The following is a 14,914-nucleotide window of genomic DNA, read 5'->3' on the forward strand; positions in this document are numbered from 1 at the left end:
CGGCAGCAAAACCATTCCAGCTGGCTGGGCGTGCTGGCGAGAATCCGTTGAGAACTGGCAATTTCGTCGGTTCCGCTGCTGGATGGCCGTCATTAGCGTTGCCAGGCATCTGGCTGAACTGAACGCAGGAGAACGTCGTTGACGAAATTCCTTCTCTCGATCCACGTCCTGGCGGCCATCGTCGCGATCGGGCCGGTGACCGTTGCGTCGAGCATGTTCCCCTCCGCGGTGCGACGGGCTGTGGGCGAACACGGGACCGAGCGCGACGTCGCCGTTCTCCGTACCCTGCACCGCATCTGCCGGGTCTACGCCGGAGTCGGGGTCGTGGTCCCGGTCTTCGGGTTCGCAACCGCCAGCAGTCTCGGGGTGCTCGGCGACACGTGGCTGACCGTCTCGATCGTGCTCACCGCGATGGCCGCGGGCGTCCTCGGACTACTGGTGCTTCCCCGCCAGCAGCGCATCCTGGCCGCGATTCCCCACCCCGGACCGGACGAGCGAGCCCCTTCTCGGCTGGCGATGCACACCGGACTGTTCAACCTGCTCTGGGCCGCGGTCACCGTCTTGATGATCGTCCGGCCCGGCTCGACGACGGGAGCGTGAGGCGTGAACGCGCCACGGGCACTGCGGATCACGGCGGGGGCGGAACTCGCCACGCTGGTCATCCTGCTGGTCAACCTCGTCACCGCGCACTGGCCGCAGATCTCGTCGCTGATGGGGCCGACGCACGGGAGCGCGTACCTGCTCGTCATCGTGTTGACCGCCCAGCGGAGCCGAGTCACCGCGACGCGCCTCGCTGCCCTCGTCCCTGCCATCGGCGGCTTTCTCGTGCTCCGCAGGCTCGCGGCGGAGGCGGCAACCCCCGCGCCACACCAGCCGCGGTGAACTTGGTTGCAGCGCGGCGGTAATCGCGGGTGCCGCATCCGTGAGGAACCCCTGCGGACGAAGGTTTCCTTCGCGGTGCACCCGCCGCGCGAGGACAACGGACCAAGAAAGTGTTCCATCCGATCTTGGCTGTGTTCGCCGCGGTCTGCCGTCGCGCACACAGCCGAAGTCGTTCTGATCGAGTTTCCCACCGGAGGATCCTGTGCACGTTCAGATCGTCTTGTTCGATGGTTTCGACCCGCTCGACGCCGTCGCACCTTTTGAGGTCTTCCACGCCGGTGGAATGGCTTCCGACGGTGCTGTCACGACAGAACTCGTGTCCGCCGAAGGACCGCGCGAGGTGGTCAGCGGCACAGGTGGGCTGTCGTTGCGCGCGACGGCCGTGCTCGACCCCATGCGTGCGGGCGTGGTGCTGGTCCCCGGCGCGGCGGGGCCGATCGGCGACACTCCAGGAGTCGACAACACCGGAGACACCATTCCGGCCCTGCTCGGACGGACCCTGGAAACGCCCTTGCCCGCGCTGCTCGGGCAAGCCCTGGCGCAGCCCGACGTCCTGTTCGCCGCGGTGTGCGGTGGCTCGCTCATCCCCGCCATGGCCGGACTCATCGAGAGTCGGCACGCCACGACTCACCACGAAGGCATGGACCTGCTCGACGCCACTGGCGTGCACGCGGTACGGGCACGCGTCGTGGACGACGGCGACCTCGTCACCGGAGCCGGGGTCACCTCGGGCCTCGACCTCGGTCTGCACCTCCTGGAACGGGAGGTCGGTCCGCAGGTCGCGCACGCCGTCGAGGAGTTGTTCGCGCACGAACGGCGCGGTGTCGTCTGGCGCAACACCGGGCCTCACCCGACTGGATTCTGAACCCGCTCCGCACGACCGAGGGGAAACCCGTTGAACTGCACCGAAATCTGGAACCTCACCATCTCCACGCCGATCGGGAAGATCGGAGCAGTCATCGAGCTGCGCGAACAGGACGGGACCTGGAGCGGCACCGCACGCGGTTCCGGCGAGGACGTCGAACTCCAGGACCTCGTTCGCGACGGCGACCGGATCACCTGGCGGCAGGCCATCACCCGGCCGATGCGGCTGAACCTCTCGTTCGACGTGGTGGTCGACGGCGACGACCTCGATGGCACTTCGAGGGCTGGTCGTCTACCGGCGTCGAGGGTAGTTGGGCGGCGCCAGCTCTGATCGCGACCGAACCACCGGAGGAACACCATGTGTGACTTCTTCTCCCGCGCTGCCGCCGAAATCCCGAAGGGCCCCGGTCGGCGCCGGTTCCTGCAGCTCGTTGGCACCGCAGCCGCAGGGGCAGTCCTGGCCGGGTGCAGCGCGGCCGCACCTCTCTCCAGCGGCGCCGCCCAGCAGACTGCCCGCACCCGCGTCGTGCTCCTCGGCACCGCGGGCGGTCCCACCATCTTGAACCCCGGCCGAGCGGGAGTGTCCACCGCGATCGTGCACGCGGACCAGGTGTACCTGGTCGACCTCGGCATCGGCGCCTACCCGCAGCTCGCCCGGAGCGGGATCACCCCGGGGCCCGCTGGGGGCAACCTCTTAGGCAACGTCCGCGGGATCTTCTTTACCCACCTGCACAGCGACCACATCGCCGACTGGCCTGCGCTGTACCTGACCGGCGCGTTTAACACGACCGGACGCACCGGTCCGCCCATCCAGGTCTGGGGCCCGCCGCCGCGCCCCACGCTGCCGCGGGTCTTCCCACCCGGCCGCCCAGCTCCGCCTGTCCACGCACCAGGCGAACCAGGCCCTGGCACCACCAGCCTGACGAACCACCTGCACCGAGGCTTCGCCACCGACCTCAACGACCGGTCACGAGACAGCGCCCTCGCAGGCCCCGACAGCCTGTTCCAGGTGCACGACATCGACCTCGACGGGATCTGGGCACCAGACCCAGGCGGACGGCCACCCCGCCTCAGCACACCGATCCCGGTTTGGCGGGACGGTGCTGTTGCCGTCACCGCGACGCTCGTCGACCACCACCCCACCGCACCGGCGTTCGCCTACCGGTTCGACACCCCGGACGGGTCCGTCGTGGTCTCGGGTGACACCTGCGTGAGCCCCAACCTCATCGACCTCGCGAAGGATGCCGACCTGCTCGTGCACGAGGTGATCGACCCGGAGTTCGTCGAGGACCTCGTCGCCCTCCTGCCGCCGGACAAGGCCGGCCCGATGCGAGAACACCTCCTCTCCTCCCACACCACGATCGGGGAGGTCGGCGCACAAGTCGCCGAGCCAGCTGGCGTCCACACCTTGGTGCTGACGCACCTCGTCCCCGCCACCACCCCGGAACACCGCTGGTGGGAAGCCCAGCAGGGGTATTCCGGTCGCCTGGTCGTCGGGCACGACCTCCAGGTGCTGCCCGTGCAGGCGTGACCTCGCAGCGCCACCGGCCGCTGCACGGCGGTCGGTGGCTCTGCGGGTGGTCAGGGCTTGCTGGACCGGCACGGCGGCGGTGAATTCCGCCAGCCTGCCCGCGAAGCCCCCCGGCGGGACCGCTGAGCGGGTTCGCTCGTGCACACCAACGCCTTGCCGCAGGACCTCGACCTGACCGGGTTGTGCCCAGCGGACGCCCCCCCGGATCGATTTCGCATGTCGCGCAGATCTGTTGCGCCGATCGGGTAAGCCGTCCATTCCCCGGTGCTCTTTTTCGGTCCCGCCGGTACCGGTTGCCGTGCGCAGCGCCTACCGTGTGATCGATCCGCAACCGACGCCGCTGACGACATCGATTCCACCCTGGTCCGCCGAACGCGACCGGACGGTGGAAGGCAGCATGCCCGCCGGAGATCACTCGCCCGAGGAGGATCACGTGGTCAGCACCGGGACAAGCACCGCAACGGCACCCACCGAAGACCTCCCGCGCCGGCGCGCGGTGCTCGTCGTGTTGAGCTGCCTGGCGGGCTTCCTGCTGACCGTGGTGTGGTCGGCGGAGTTCGTCGACCAGACGATCGGCGCGAACGTGGCGAACACCCTGCTCGGCCAGGACACCGAGCACACCCCGATCGTCGGCGCCGCCGCCGGTATCGCGTTCGCGTTCGTCTCCGGGCTCGCGGGCACGTTCACCGCCTGCAACATCGCTGCTTTCGGCACCATGGGATCGGTTCTCACCGCGACTGGGAACAGGCGCCAGCGGATGGCCGCGACCCTGCGGCCACTGGGTTGGATGTCGCTCGGGCTCGTCGTGGTGTCGGCGAGCTACGGTGCGCTCGTCGGCCTCGTGGGCACCGCCATGCCGCAGTTCTCCACCGCCCCGACGACCGCAGGCGAGCTACCACCGCGGCTTGTCCAGGCCATGCTGGTCTTCGGCGTGATCGGTTTGGTGATGTGCTACCTGGGGTTGGCGGCGGTGCGCGTCGTGCCCGATCCGTTCAGCCGGATCCGGCACCGCCTGCCGCACGCGCCGATGGTCCTGCTCGGCGCGCTGATCGGCGGCTTCCTGATCGGGCGCCCGTTCCCGTTGTTCCGGCAGATGTTCCACGACGCCGCCGAAAGCGGCAGCCCGCTGTACGGCGCGGCGGCCTTCACCCTGCAGTCCCTGGCGAACGTCCTCCTGCTCGCCCTGCTCCTGCTCCTGCTGGCGGCGTTCGCAGGTGGCCGGGTGCACCGGTGGCTGACCGCGAAGCCGTCCCGCGGACCGGCCATCACCGCCACCGCAATGCTCGTCGCGGGCTCGTTCCTGGTGCTCTACTGGGACGTCAGGATCCTCGCACGCTACGACTTCATCCCCTGGTACCCCATGGCCCCGTGGACATGACCACCCTGCCAACGCTGAAGGATGCGTCCCGGTGACAGCAATAACCAAGACACGCCGACCACGCCGACGCTGGCCCGACGCGCTCACGGTGCCGAAGCCACCACCACGCCGACAGGACCTCAGGCAGGTCGAGAGCGGCGAACAAGCCGGGAGTCGACGAAAGTCGCGACGTTGCTGTTCCGCGTCCTGGTAAGGGCTACCCAAACCACTGATCAGCAAGGAGAAGTTCAACGAGGCCGCGGACCGACAGCTCTCCGCACGAACCAAGCTTAAGAAGCGCGAACCGGAACCGACCCCGGAACGAGCACGTGTTGATGGTGTGGTGCGCCCGCGGCGACCGGCGCACCCGGAGATCGTGAGTGTCGAGGACTCCACTCAAGCCCAGCTTCTCCGCCGGTCGAAGGGCGCTGGCGGACTGCGGTCCGCCCGCAAGACCGAGCGCAGTGGCCGACCCACCAAGCGGCCGTATCTGTTCTGAGGCCGCATCCGGTGCGGAGTGTGCACGCGTAAGCCGGAAGCCAGCCCGCGCGTACACGGCATGTACTACCGGTGCCCGGTCCGCTCCCTCGCGCCGAGCCCGCCAGCACTGCCCGAGCACCTGCGCGCCGTGCATCTCCGTGAGGATCTGATCAAAGACGAGATCAACAGAATGGCTCGGCGGGCTATTCCCCCTGAGAACATCGATCAGACCAACGCAGCGCTGCTGGCGTCCCAGCAGGCGCCGGCGCCACATCAGCCACGCTGGAGACAGCCAAGAAACGATTCACGGACGCCGAAGCGTGCTTGCACCGCTTCCAGGCAGCCATCGGGGCGGGCGTCGATCCAGCGGCGTTGACGGAGGCGATCAACGAGGCTCAAGCCGAGCGCGCCGCAGCTCGCGCTGAACTTGGAGAACAAGCCAGCGCCTAACACGCTCTCGGATGCCGAGGTCTACGCGATGATTGATTCGCTCGGCAACGTGGGCGCATCGCTGTCGAGCGCCAAGCTGGACCGGCTAGCAAGTCCCTACGAGGCCGTTGACCTGCAAGTTCACTACGAACCGACCGAGCGAGCCGCCCAAATGAAAATTCACCCGGCACGCCGGGTGAATCGTTTTGTGTCCGAGGCCAGACCTGAACCAAATCCCCACCTTGTTCGAGCCCGCGGTGCTGCGCTTGGAAGGCGGTAGCTCGGGTGCAGGTCGGATATGAGGGCGCGTGGTTGCGAGAGTACGTCGGTGGTGCGTCTCGTGGTGGTCCCGGACGAGTCGACACCCGAACCGCAGATGCTGGCGCACTACCTCACCGAGCAGATGAAGGGCCGCACGCCGGCCGGCCCCGGCCTTCCGGCACCACTGCCGCAGCTGGCGGTCGTCGTTTCCGTACCGACGATCCGGTCCCGACTCCGTGGCAGGCCGACTCGAAGCTCACGTTGCTGACGGGGACGCTCCGCTGGCCAGCGGGGCCAGGAGCTCTGCCCGATGAAGTACCGTGCGAAGGCGTCGTTGGGCTCCCCGAGCGGGAAGATCTGGTTAACAGAGCGCGCAGAGCGGTTTCTGACGGCTGCTCAGCACAGCGCACTCGATAGGTGGAGCCCGCGGCCACCGCCCGCTCGGCTGGTTTGGGCAGGCCGCTGGCCGCGTACCAACCATCCACCTCGTCCCAGCGCGTCCAGTGCTGGTCGACGTTGATCGCTTTGACGCGGTCCGGGTCAGGTGACCGGGGCGTCGAAGAGGACGTCCTCGGCACGCAGGCGGGTCAGGTCCGCGGGTGACACCGACGACGAGCGCGCTAGGCGGGACGCTTGCCTGTCCACGACTAGTTCGAAGGTCTTGCGGGCCGTGCGGCCGTTGCCGAAGGTCTCGGCCTTGGGCATGTCCTCGAAGTACCGCAGGAGGATGTCCGCGGCATCGTCGTCGAGCTGGTAGTCGTGGCGGGAGCACTGGTGCTGGACGATCGTGACCAGTTCGGGCGCAGAGTAGTTGGAGAACTCGATGGTCCGGTTGAAGCGCGACTCAAGGCCTGGGTTGCTCGCCAGGAAGTCGGCCATCTCCCGGGAGTACCCGGCGACGATCACGACGACCTCGTCGCGGTGGTCCTCCATGAGCTTGACGAGCGTGTCGATCGCCTCGCGGCCGAAATCCGGGCCGGTTCCGCCCTTCTGCGAACTCAGCGTGTACGCCTCGTCGACGAACAACACGCCGCCGAGCGCTTCGCGGAACGCCTCAGTGGTCTTGATCGCGGTGCCGCCGATCACCGAGGCGACCAGGTCCGCCCGGGCGACCTCCACGAGGTGGCCTGACGTGAGCACGCCCAGTTCGGCGAGGATCGCGCCGTACAGGCGGCCGACCGTGGTCTTGCCCGTGCCGGGCGCACCGGCGAAGACGAGGTGGCGGCTCATCGGGGGTGCGGAGAGCCCCGCCTGCTCGCGGAGCTTGGCCATCCGGTTGAGGTTGACCAGCGTGGTCACCTCGCGTTTGACGTCCTCCAGCCCGACCAGCGCCTCCAGTTCCTCCGCCGGGGTCCGGCCGCTGAGCGGCTCCCCGGAGGGCGTCGACGGCGCGGCCTGCTCGGCAGCGACCTGCGCCGCGCCGTAGGCGTCGGCGAAGGCGTTACCGCCGCTGGTGGTGTTCTCGACGGTCACGGCGTCCGAGGCGACCTGCTGCCGCAGTCCCGCCCCGCCGTTGTCGCGCAGCACGCAGTCGCGAACGACGACCTCGCGGTCGGTGTCGATGCGGACGCCGTCGCCGTCGTTGCCCAGGAACTCGCAGTCGGAGATCCGCGCCTGCGATGCGGGACCGACGTGGCAGCCGTGGCCGGAGGCGGCGCGGACCCGGCATCGCGCCAGCTCGCCGCTGGCTCCGTCCACCAGTCGGACACCGTCGCCGCCGCAGCGATCGAGGTCCCCGTCGACGGCGGTGATCTTGCCGTCCTCGACGAGGATCCCCGGTCCCCCGGCCCGAGCGCTGAAGCCGCGCAGCAGCGCGTGCGCACCGGATACCACCGACACCGCGGCCCGCCCGACCTCTTCCACCTCGACACCGTCCAGACGCGCTCCGCCCGAGCCCCGCACGACGACACCGCTACCACCGCAGTCCTGCACGGACGTCCTGCGCAACGCCGGCTCCTGGTGCGCGGCGAGCACCACACCATCCTCCCGGCACGTGCGAACCCGCAGGTTCTCGCAGTCGAGCCTGGAGCCGTTCTCCACCACCACCCCGCATGAGCCCGCATCGGACACGGCGCAGTCTTCGAGGACCGCGGTGCCCGCCCCGGCGAAGCGCATACCGGTCCGCGCGCCGCGCACCTCGCAGTCGCGCAGCGTCGCATTCGTCGCACCGCTGACGAGGATTCCCTCCTCAGCAGCTCGTTCCACCGCGCAGCCGGTGAGCGCCACCGACGAAGTCGTGTTCAGGAACAGCCCGAGGCCGCCGGTGCCGCGCACCGAGACCCGGTGCAGCTCGGCCGTAGCGGACTCCTCGACGGCGACCGCCGGTTTCTCCGCGCAGTCGGCGATCGTGGTCCCGGTCGCGGCGAAACGCGCGGTGCCGCTGAGGAAGAAGCCGTTGCCGCTGCTGCCGCGGACCTCGCCGCCCGACACGTCGAGGCGGCCCTGCCCCGTGACCACCACCGCGGATGTGCCGAGCCCGTCGAACACCGAGTCGTGCACCGCACCGCCCGTCGAGGAGGTGACCACGACGCCCGCGCCAGCCGGGTTGTGCACCGTCGAGTCGCGCATCACCAGGCTGCCGGTTCCCTCGGCGTACACCGCCGCCCACGAGTCGGCCCGGACCGCGCACTCGACCAGCGACAGGCGCCCCGAGGACACCAGCGCGCAGACGTCCTCGAGCCCTCCTGTGTTCAGGTCGACGCCAGTGAGCGACACCGACGCCGCTTCGACCCGCACCGCGGGGCCGGCGGCGGGGCTGATCCGGACGGTGCCTGGGCCGTCCTCCGCGGCGATGGTGACCGGCCTGGTCAGCACCAGGTTCTCGCGGTAGTGCCCTGGTCCGACGCTGATCACAGCGCCGTCCGGGGCGACGCTGACCGCCTGCGAAACAGTGCGGTACCCGCCGGGCACCGCTTGGGAAACCGTGATCATGTCCTCGTCTCCTGCCGCGGCGCGGCCGTCCGGGACGCCCTCACGCCGTCACCTCCCCGATCCGCCCGTCGAGCCGTGTGGCCACGGCACCAGCTCGGCGCGTTCCCGCCGAACGCACGACCAACGTCGTCCAGTCCGCACAACGCCTCCAGCCTTGATACCCCGCGTGCAGGTGTTGACCGCGTGCCAGGGCGCCCGATCCGCAAAATGCAGGGAGATTCCTCGCTTGCCCGCCAGCACCGCTCCGCGCGGCGCGAGCTGAGTCCGCAGAGGACGGAATTCGGGCCGCGCGACCGCGTCGTGTCGGCTGTTCCGGCACATCCGGCGGGATTCGGTGCCCGTTGAAGAAGGGGCGACCAGACGTGCCCCGAATGCGGAACGGCGCACGTCTGGTCGCGGAACTCCCCGCACTCTCGGATGTGGAAGACCGTTCGCGGCGGCGATCCTCCCGTCGGAGCGCGGGAAGGACGACGCCGGTCAGGAGTCGAAGGTGAGGACCGCCTTGGCGACCTCGCCGTGGTGGGCGGCGTCGATCGCCTCGTTGATCTGCTCGAAGCTGAAGGTGCTGATGAGCTTGTCGAACGGGAAGCGGCCCTGCAGGTACAGCTCGATCATGTGCGGGATGAATTCGCCGGGCACCGCGTCACCCTCGATGACACCGACCAGCGACCGGCCGAACAGCAGGTGCCCTTGGTCGATCGTCACCTCGTTGTTCATGCCCTGGAAACCGACCGTGGCGCACACGCCGTACGACTGGAGGCACTCCAGCGCCTGCCGCACCACCTGCGGCAGGCCGATGCAGTCGACGGAGTAGCGGGCGCCGGTGCCGCCGGTGATCTCGCGGATCGCCTCGACCGGGTCCACGGCTTGCGGGTCGACGGTGTGGGTGGCCCCGAACTGGGTCGCCAGCTCCCGCCGGCTCTCCTTCGGGTCCACCGCGATGATGGTGGAGCAGCCCGCGACCACAGCCGCCATGATCGCGCTGAGCCCGACCGACCCGGCGGCGAACACCACGATGCTCGACCCCTCCTCGGGGGCCAGCGAGTTCAGCACCGCGCCGGCGCCGGTCTGCACCCCGCAGCCGAGCGGCCCGAGCAGCTCCAGCGGCAGGTTCCGGCCGACCTTGACGGTGTTGTTCTCGCTGGCGATGGCGTGCCGCGCGAAGGACGACTGGCCGAAGAAGTGCCCGAAGACCTTCTCGTCGCCGCAGCTCAGCGGCGATGACCCGTCCAGGCGGGCGCCGACGAGGTTCAGCGGGACGAAGTTGCGGCAGTGCACGTTGATCCCGCGGGCGCAGTGGTCGCAGTCGTGGCAGGAGTTGTAGCTCAGCACCACGTGGTCACCGGGGGTTACCGAGGTGACTCCCTCGCCCACGGCTTCCACGACACCGGAGCCCTCGTGCCCGAGCACGACGGGCAGCTGCTCCGGGGCCGCGGTCGCGATCACGCCGAGGTCGGTGTGGCAGACCCCGACTCCGACCATGCGGACCAGGACCTCCCCGGCTCGGGGCTGCTCGATCTCCACGTCCTCCAGGACCAACGGGTTGCCGGTTTCGCGAAGCACTGCTGCGGTGGTCTGCATTGAACAGTCCTTTCCGTGATGTTCCTGCACGAGCCATGTGTGGCGACTGGTCGCAGCATGATCCACTGAGCAGCTCAACGAGCACCTCCAGCTGGGGGGTTTCGCAGGCGTCACACGGGCAACCGCGCCCGCCAGACCGTTCCGCCGTCGGCGTTGGTCCGGATCTGGAGCGTTCCGCCGAGGCGCGCGAGGGACTCGGCGACGCCGCGCAGCCCCATCCCGTCCGACTCCGACGTCGCCGCCTCGGTCAGCGGGTCGAAGGACCGCGGTACGCCCACGCCGTCGTCGGTCACGGCGACGCTGAGCAGTCCGTCGTTGACGGACACGCTGACCGCCACCGACGTCGCGTGCGCGTGCTTCTCCACGTTCAGCAGCGCCTCGCGGACCGCGGCGAGCAGGACGTTGATGCGGTGCTGCGGGAGCACCGGCAGGTCACCGAGGCTGATCAGGTGCGCGTGGACCCCGGAGCGTTCCTCGAAGGCGTGGCAGTCGGCTTGCAGGGCCACCGACAGCGCCAGTTCGGTGGGCGAGGCGCGCAAAGCGCGCAGCGACTCGCGCAGGAGCCGGCTGGCCTCCGCGGCTTGCTCCTCGATCCGGTTCAGCCGCTGCACCATCAGCCGGTCGTCACCGAGGTGCTCGTGCATGTTCCGGGCACTGGCGCCGATCGCGAACAGCATCGCCCCCACGGTGTCGTGCAGGTCCACCGCCATGCGCCGCCGCTCCTCGTGGGCGGCGATCTCGGCGGCCCGCCGCTCGCGCTCGGCGACCGACGCGGCCAACCCGGCGCTGTTGGCCACGGCCGCGATCCGCTCCACGGCCCGGCTGCCGAACGCGCCCGGTACCCTCACCCCGGCCGACAGGACACCGATCGTCCGGCTGTCGCGGACTACGGGGACCGCGATGAGCCTGGCGACACCTTCCGAATCAATCTCGTGGTCGAATTCGTGGGTGATCAGTTGCGAACCAAAGTACTCGTCGACCCATTCCACCGAGCCGCGGGCGAAGACCTTCCCGGTCAGACCCGCGCCGCAGGACACCACGAGGTCGCCCAGCAGTCCGGTGCGCGTGCCGCCGGTCGTCCTGATCCGCAGCCGGCCGTCCTCGTCGGGCACGGCGAACCAGGCGATGGTGAACTCCGCTTCTTCGGACAGCAGCCGGTCCACCGACTGCCGCATCGCCAGCGCGCGACCACCTGCGGTCGCCGCCTCCGAGTACAAGCGGTCCAGTTCGGCCAGCCGCGCCAGGCTCTCGCGCACCTGGTCCTGGTGCCGCTCGTCCCCCCGCATGTCGACTTCTCCCCTCGCCGATGTCCTTGCCTAACGGTGTACGTCGGCGGGGCGGGCGGAAACCACCCCCGAATGGGGGGTTGCTCCGGCGGCCACCCTTTGCCTCTATGAACACGATCGACCCGCCCACCCGCGGAGGAGGAGCCTTGTCGCCCGAATCCGGTGAGACCGCGCTGCGTCCCGAGATCCGCCTCGCCTGGCACCGGGCCCGGATCAGCGGGCTGGACCCAGGCACCCCGCTGCACCGGGTGCGGCAGGCAGAGGTCGACCGGCAGAGCCGACTCGTCGCCGCTGCGGCTCCAGTGCTCGACACCGTAGCCGCGCAGCTGGCAGACACCGGGTTCAGCGTGCTGCTCGCCGACAGCCAGTCCCGCATCGTCGAGCGGCGGTTCGAGCAGACGCGGCTCGGGGACGCACTCGACGAGGTGCGCGCGGTGCCCGGTAGCCAGTACTCGGAGGACAGCACCGGCACGAACTCGCTGGCCACCACCTACGAGACCCGCCGCGGCGTCTTCGTGACCGGGGAGGAGCACTACCTGGAGCCGCTCAAGCAGTTCTGCTGCTACGGGCACCCCATCTGGCACCCGACCACCGGCAGGCTCGAAGGCGTGCTCGACGTCACCGGCCACGTCCGCGACGCCACGCCACTGCTCGGGCCGTTCCTGCAGCGCGCCGCCCAGGACATCGAACAGCGCCTGCTGGAGGGGAGCCGCCACAGCGAGAAGAGCATGCTCGCGGCCTACCAGTCCAGGACGGCCCGCACCGAGGCACCGGTGGTCGTGCTCGGCGACGGGTTGACGCTGGCGAACCCAGCCGCGACCGACCTGCTCGACCCCGCCGACTACGTCGCGCTGCGCTCGGCCGCGCGCACCGGGGCCGGGCGGCTCGTCCTCGCGTCGGGAACCGAGGTTCTGGTCACCGGGACCGCCATCGACGGCGCGCGCGGAGCGGCGCTCTACGAATTCTCCACCGTGGATGGTCAACGAGCCCCGCGACGACGACGGCTGTCGGCGGGCCGGGTCCAGGACCAGCTCGACGACTTCCGGACGGTGCGCGGGCCGCTGCTGGTCTGCGGCGAAGTCGGCAGCGGACGCACCACGGCGGCACGCGAGTTCGCGGCCGGCAAGCCGGTGCGCGTGCACGACACTCTGTACCTCGGGGAGACCGGGGTGCACGCGTGGTTGACGCGGGCCGCCGCGTCAATGAGGGTCGCCGACCAGCTCACGGTGGTCGAGAACGTGCACCTGCTTCCGGAGAGCGCGGTGTTCGGTCTGCTCTCCGCACTCGACCACGCGACCGGTCAGGTCGTGCTGACCGGTCCGCCGGTGGCAGAACTGGACCGGGAGCACGCCCGCCTGTTGTCCCGCTGCCCGCACCGCGTCGACCTGCCGCCGCTGCGGCTGCGCCGCCAGGAGATCCCGGCGATGGTGTCGCGGTTGCTCGCCGAGCACCATCCCGGCACGCCGCTGCGCTTCACACCGGACGCGTTGCGCTGCCTGACCCGGCACACCTGGCCCGGCAACCTGCACGAACTGGCGAGCGTGGTGCGCATGGCCGCCGAACGGCGTGGCGCCGGCGACCTCACCCCGGCCGACCTTCCCGCCGCCTACCGCTCGCCGGGCCCGGACCGGCGGCTGTCGCCCCTGGAGGAAACCGAGCGCGACATCATCCGCTCCGCCCTCCAGCGCAACGGCGGGAACAAGGTGCGCGCCGCGACCGAACTGGGAATCGGGCGCACCACCCTTTACCGGCGCATCCGGGCTCTGTCGATCGAGTGACAGGTGTTCCAGATCGGAACATCGGCGACCTCGTATTCACCCGACGATGTTCACCAACCGTGAGCGATCGAACTAGAAGGGTGACGTGATGACGTCGCAGATCGACTTCACCACCGACTACGTGTTGACCATCAACGGCACGTCAGCCGACGCCGCGGCGCGGGTGGACGTCTTCAACCCGGCCACCAGAAAGGTCGTCGCCCAGGTCCCGGCGGCCAGTCGCGAGCAGCTGGACCACGCCGTGGCGACGGCGCGCGAGGCGTTCCCCGGCTGGGCCGCGACCCCGCTGGACAAGCGACAGGCCGTCGTCCGTGCCATCGGCGAGCGGCTGGAAGCCCACGCCGAGGAGTTCATGTCGCTGCTGATCACCGAGCAGGGCAAACCGCGCGCCGGAGCCGAGTGGGAGATCGGCGGGTCGGTGGCCTGGTTGAAGGCGATGGCCGAACAATCCCTGCCGGAGGAGGTCATCGAGGACGGCCCGCAGCGCCGGGTGGTGACCCGGTACACGCCGCTGGGTGTGGTGGGCGCGATCACGCCGTGGAACTTCCCGGTGCTGCTCGCGATCTGGAAGATCGCGCCCGCGCTGTTGAGCGGCAACTGCATCATCGTCAAGCCGTCGCCGTTCACCCCGCTGTGCACGCTCAAGCTCGGCGAACTGGTGCAGGATCTGCTGCCGCCCGGGGTGTTCAGCGTGGTCAGCGGGGACGACGACCTCGGCCGGTCGATGACCGCGCACGAGGGCATCGACAAGATCGCCTTCACCGGCAACACCGAAACCGGCAAGCACGTGATGCGCTCGGCGGCCGGAACCCTCAAGCGCGTCACGCTGGAGCTGGGCGGCAACGACCCGGCGATCGTGCTGCCGGACGTGGACCCGGAGAAGGTGGCTCCGCAGCTGTTCTGGGCGGCCTTCCAGAACAACGCGCAGTTCTGCAACGCCGCGAAGCGCCTCTACGTCCACGAGGACGTCTACGACGAGGTGCTGGCCGCGCTCGTCGCCTACGCCCGGACCATCAAGGTCGGCGACGGGGCCGAACCGGACACCGGGCTCGGACCCATCCAGAACGAGCCGCAGTACCAGAAGGTCCGCGAGTACTTCGAGGACTGCCGCGACAACGGCCACCGGTTCGCGCTGGGCGGCGAGCTCGACGAGGACGCGCCCGGCTGGTTCGTGCCGGTGACCATCGTGGACAACCCGCCGGAGGACTCCCGTCTGGTGCGCGAGGAACCGTTCGGCCCGATCCTACCGGTGGTCAAGTGGCGCGACGAGGACGACGTCGTGGCCCGCGCCAACGACACCATCTGGGGTCTCGGCGCCACGGTGTGGGGCAAGGACCTGGAGGCGGTGGAGCGCATCGGACGCCAGATCGACGCCGGGACGGTGTGGCTCAACGAGGTGCACCAGTACTCGCCGTTCCAGGCGTTCGGCGGGCACAAGCAGTCCGGCATCGGCTGCGAGAACTCAGTGCACGGCCTCATCGAGTACACCAACTGGCAGACCATCACGCTGAACAAGGTCGCGGACGCGGTGTGA

At 69.7% G+C, this 14,914-nt stretch carries 11 protein-coding genes; 8 read left to right on the forward strand and 3 right to left on the reverse strand.

What is annotated here, in order from left to right:
• Positions 1-138: 138 nt before the first annotated feature.
• The 6 genes from ABT324_RS02520 (at position 139) to ABT324_RS02545 (ending at position 4,655) form a co-directional block, all read left to right on the forward strand.
• Positions 139-600 carry a hypothetical protein gene (locus tag ABT324_RS02520; protein WP_351170377.1) on the forward strand — a complete coding sequence of 154 codons (462 nt, stop codon included), beginning with the start codon at positions 139-141 and terminating at the stop codon, positions 598-600.
• Between the two features lie 3 nt (positions 601-603).
• The gene (locus ABT324_RS02525) at positions 604-882 is read left to right on the forward strand and encodes a DUF3817 domain-containing protein (RefSeq protein ID WP_351170380.1); all 279 of its coding nucleotides are present in this window, start codon (positions 604-606) and stop codon (positions 880-882) included.
• Positions 883-1,084: 202 nt separating this feature from the next.
• Positions 1,085-1,747 (forward strand): DJ-1/PfpI family protein, encoded by a 663-nt coding sequence (locus ABT324_RS02530; protein WP_351170383.1) that lies wholly within the window; start codon positions 1,085-1,087, stop codon positions 1,745-1,747.
• A gap of 30 nt (positions 1,748-1,777) precedes the next feature.
• A complete protein-coding gene (locus ABT324_RS02535) occupies positions 1,778-2,077 on the forward strand; it encodes a hypothetical protein (protein ID WP_351170385.1) in 300 nt (99 codons plus the stop codon).
• Positions 2,078-2,104: 27 nt separating this feature from the next.
• Complete coding sequence (locus ABT324_RS02540) at positions 2,105-3,277, forward strand: MBL fold metallo-hydrolase (RefSeq protein WP_351170388.1); 1,173 nt, start codon at positions 2,105-2,107, stop codon at positions 3,275-3,277.
• A gap of 397 nt (positions 3,278-3,674) precedes the next feature.
• The gene (locus tag ABT324_RS02545) at positions 3,675-4,655 is read left to right on the forward strand and encodes a hypothetical protein (protein WP_351170391.1); all 981 of its coding nucleotides are present in this window, start codon (positions 3,675-3,677) and stop codon (positions 4,653-4,655) included.
• Positions 4,656-6,344: 1,689 nt separating this feature from the next.
• On the opposite strand, the gene ABT324_RS02550 is transcribed toward ABT324_RS02545, so the two are convergent.
• The 3 genes from ABT324_RS02550 to ABT324_RS02560 all read right to left on the reverse strand — a co-directional run bounded on the left by ABT324_RS02550 (position 6,345) and on the right by ABT324_RS02560 (position 11,602).
• The gene (locus tag ABT324_RS02550; protein ID WP_351170394.1) at positions 6,345-8,735 is read right to left on the reverse strand and encodes a right-handed parallel beta-helix repeat-containing protein; all 2,391 of its coding nucleotides are present in this window, start codon (positions 8,733-8,735) and stop codon (positions 6,345-6,347) included.
• Positions 8,736-9,212: 477 nt separating this feature from the next.
• On the reverse strand, positions 9,213-10,316 hold the full coding sequence (locus tag ABT324_RS02555) for an NAD(P)-dependent alcohol dehydrogenase (protein WP_351170397.1): 1,104 nt from the start codon (positions 10,314-10,316) through the stop codon (positions 9,213-9,215).
• A 110-nt stretch (positions 10,317-10,426) separates the two neighbouring features.
• A complete protein-coding gene (locus tag ABT324_RS02560; protein ID WP_351170400.1) occupies positions 10,427-11,602 on the reverse strand; it encodes a GAF domain-containing sensor histidine kinase in 1,176 nt (391 codons plus the stop codon).
• 146 nt (positions 11,603-11,748) lie between these two features.
• On the opposite strand from ABT324_RS02560, the gene ABT324_RS02565 reads away from it, so the two are divergent.
• Both ABT324_RS02565 and ABT324_RS02570 read left to right on the forward strand, forming a co-directional pair.
• A complete protein-coding gene (locus tag ABT324_RS02565; protein WP_351170403.1) occupies positions 11,749-13,380 on the forward strand; it encodes a sigma-54-dependent Fis family transcriptional regulator in 1,632 nt (543 codons plus the stop codon).
• 88 nt (positions 13,381-13,468) lie between these two features.
• Positions 13,469-14,914 carry an aldehyde dehydrogenase family protein gene (locus ABT324_RS02570; protein WP_351170406.1) on the forward strand — a complete coding sequence of 482 codons (1,446 nt, stop codon included), beginning with the start codon at positions 13,469-13,471 and terminating at the stop codon, positions 14,912-14,914.

It is taken from the genome of Saccharopolyspora sp. NPDC000359 (genome assembly GCF_040300525.1).
GTDB lineage: Bacteria > Actinomycetota > Actinomycetes > Mycobacteriales > Pseudonocardiaceae > Saccharopolyspora.

Coding starts and splice junctions, on each gene's coding strand:
- ABT324_RS02550 (WP_351170394.1), bottom strand. CDS start 8,735: ATGATCACGGTTTCCCAAGCGGTGCCCGGCGGGTACCGCACTGTTTCG.
- ABT324_RS02560 (WP_351170400.1), bottom strand. CDS start 11,602: ATGCGGGGGGACGAGCGGCACCAGGACCAGGTGCGCGAGAGCCTGGCG.
- ABT324_RS02540 (WP_351170388.1), top strand. CDS start 2,105: ATGTGTGACTTCTTCTCCCGCGCTGCCGCCGAAATCCCGAAGGGCCCC.
- ABT324_RS02570 (WP_351170406.1), top strand. CDS start 13,469: ATGACGTCGCAGATCGACTTCACCACCGACTACGTGTTGACCATCAAC.
- ABT324_RS02555 (WP_351170397.1), bottom strand. CDS start 10,316: ATGCAGACCACCGCAGCAGTGCTTCGCGAAACCGGCAACCCGTTGGTC.
- ABT324_RS02545 (WP_351170391.1), top strand. CDS start 3,675: ATGCCCGCCGGAGATCACTCGCCCGAGGAGGATCACGTGGTCAGCACC.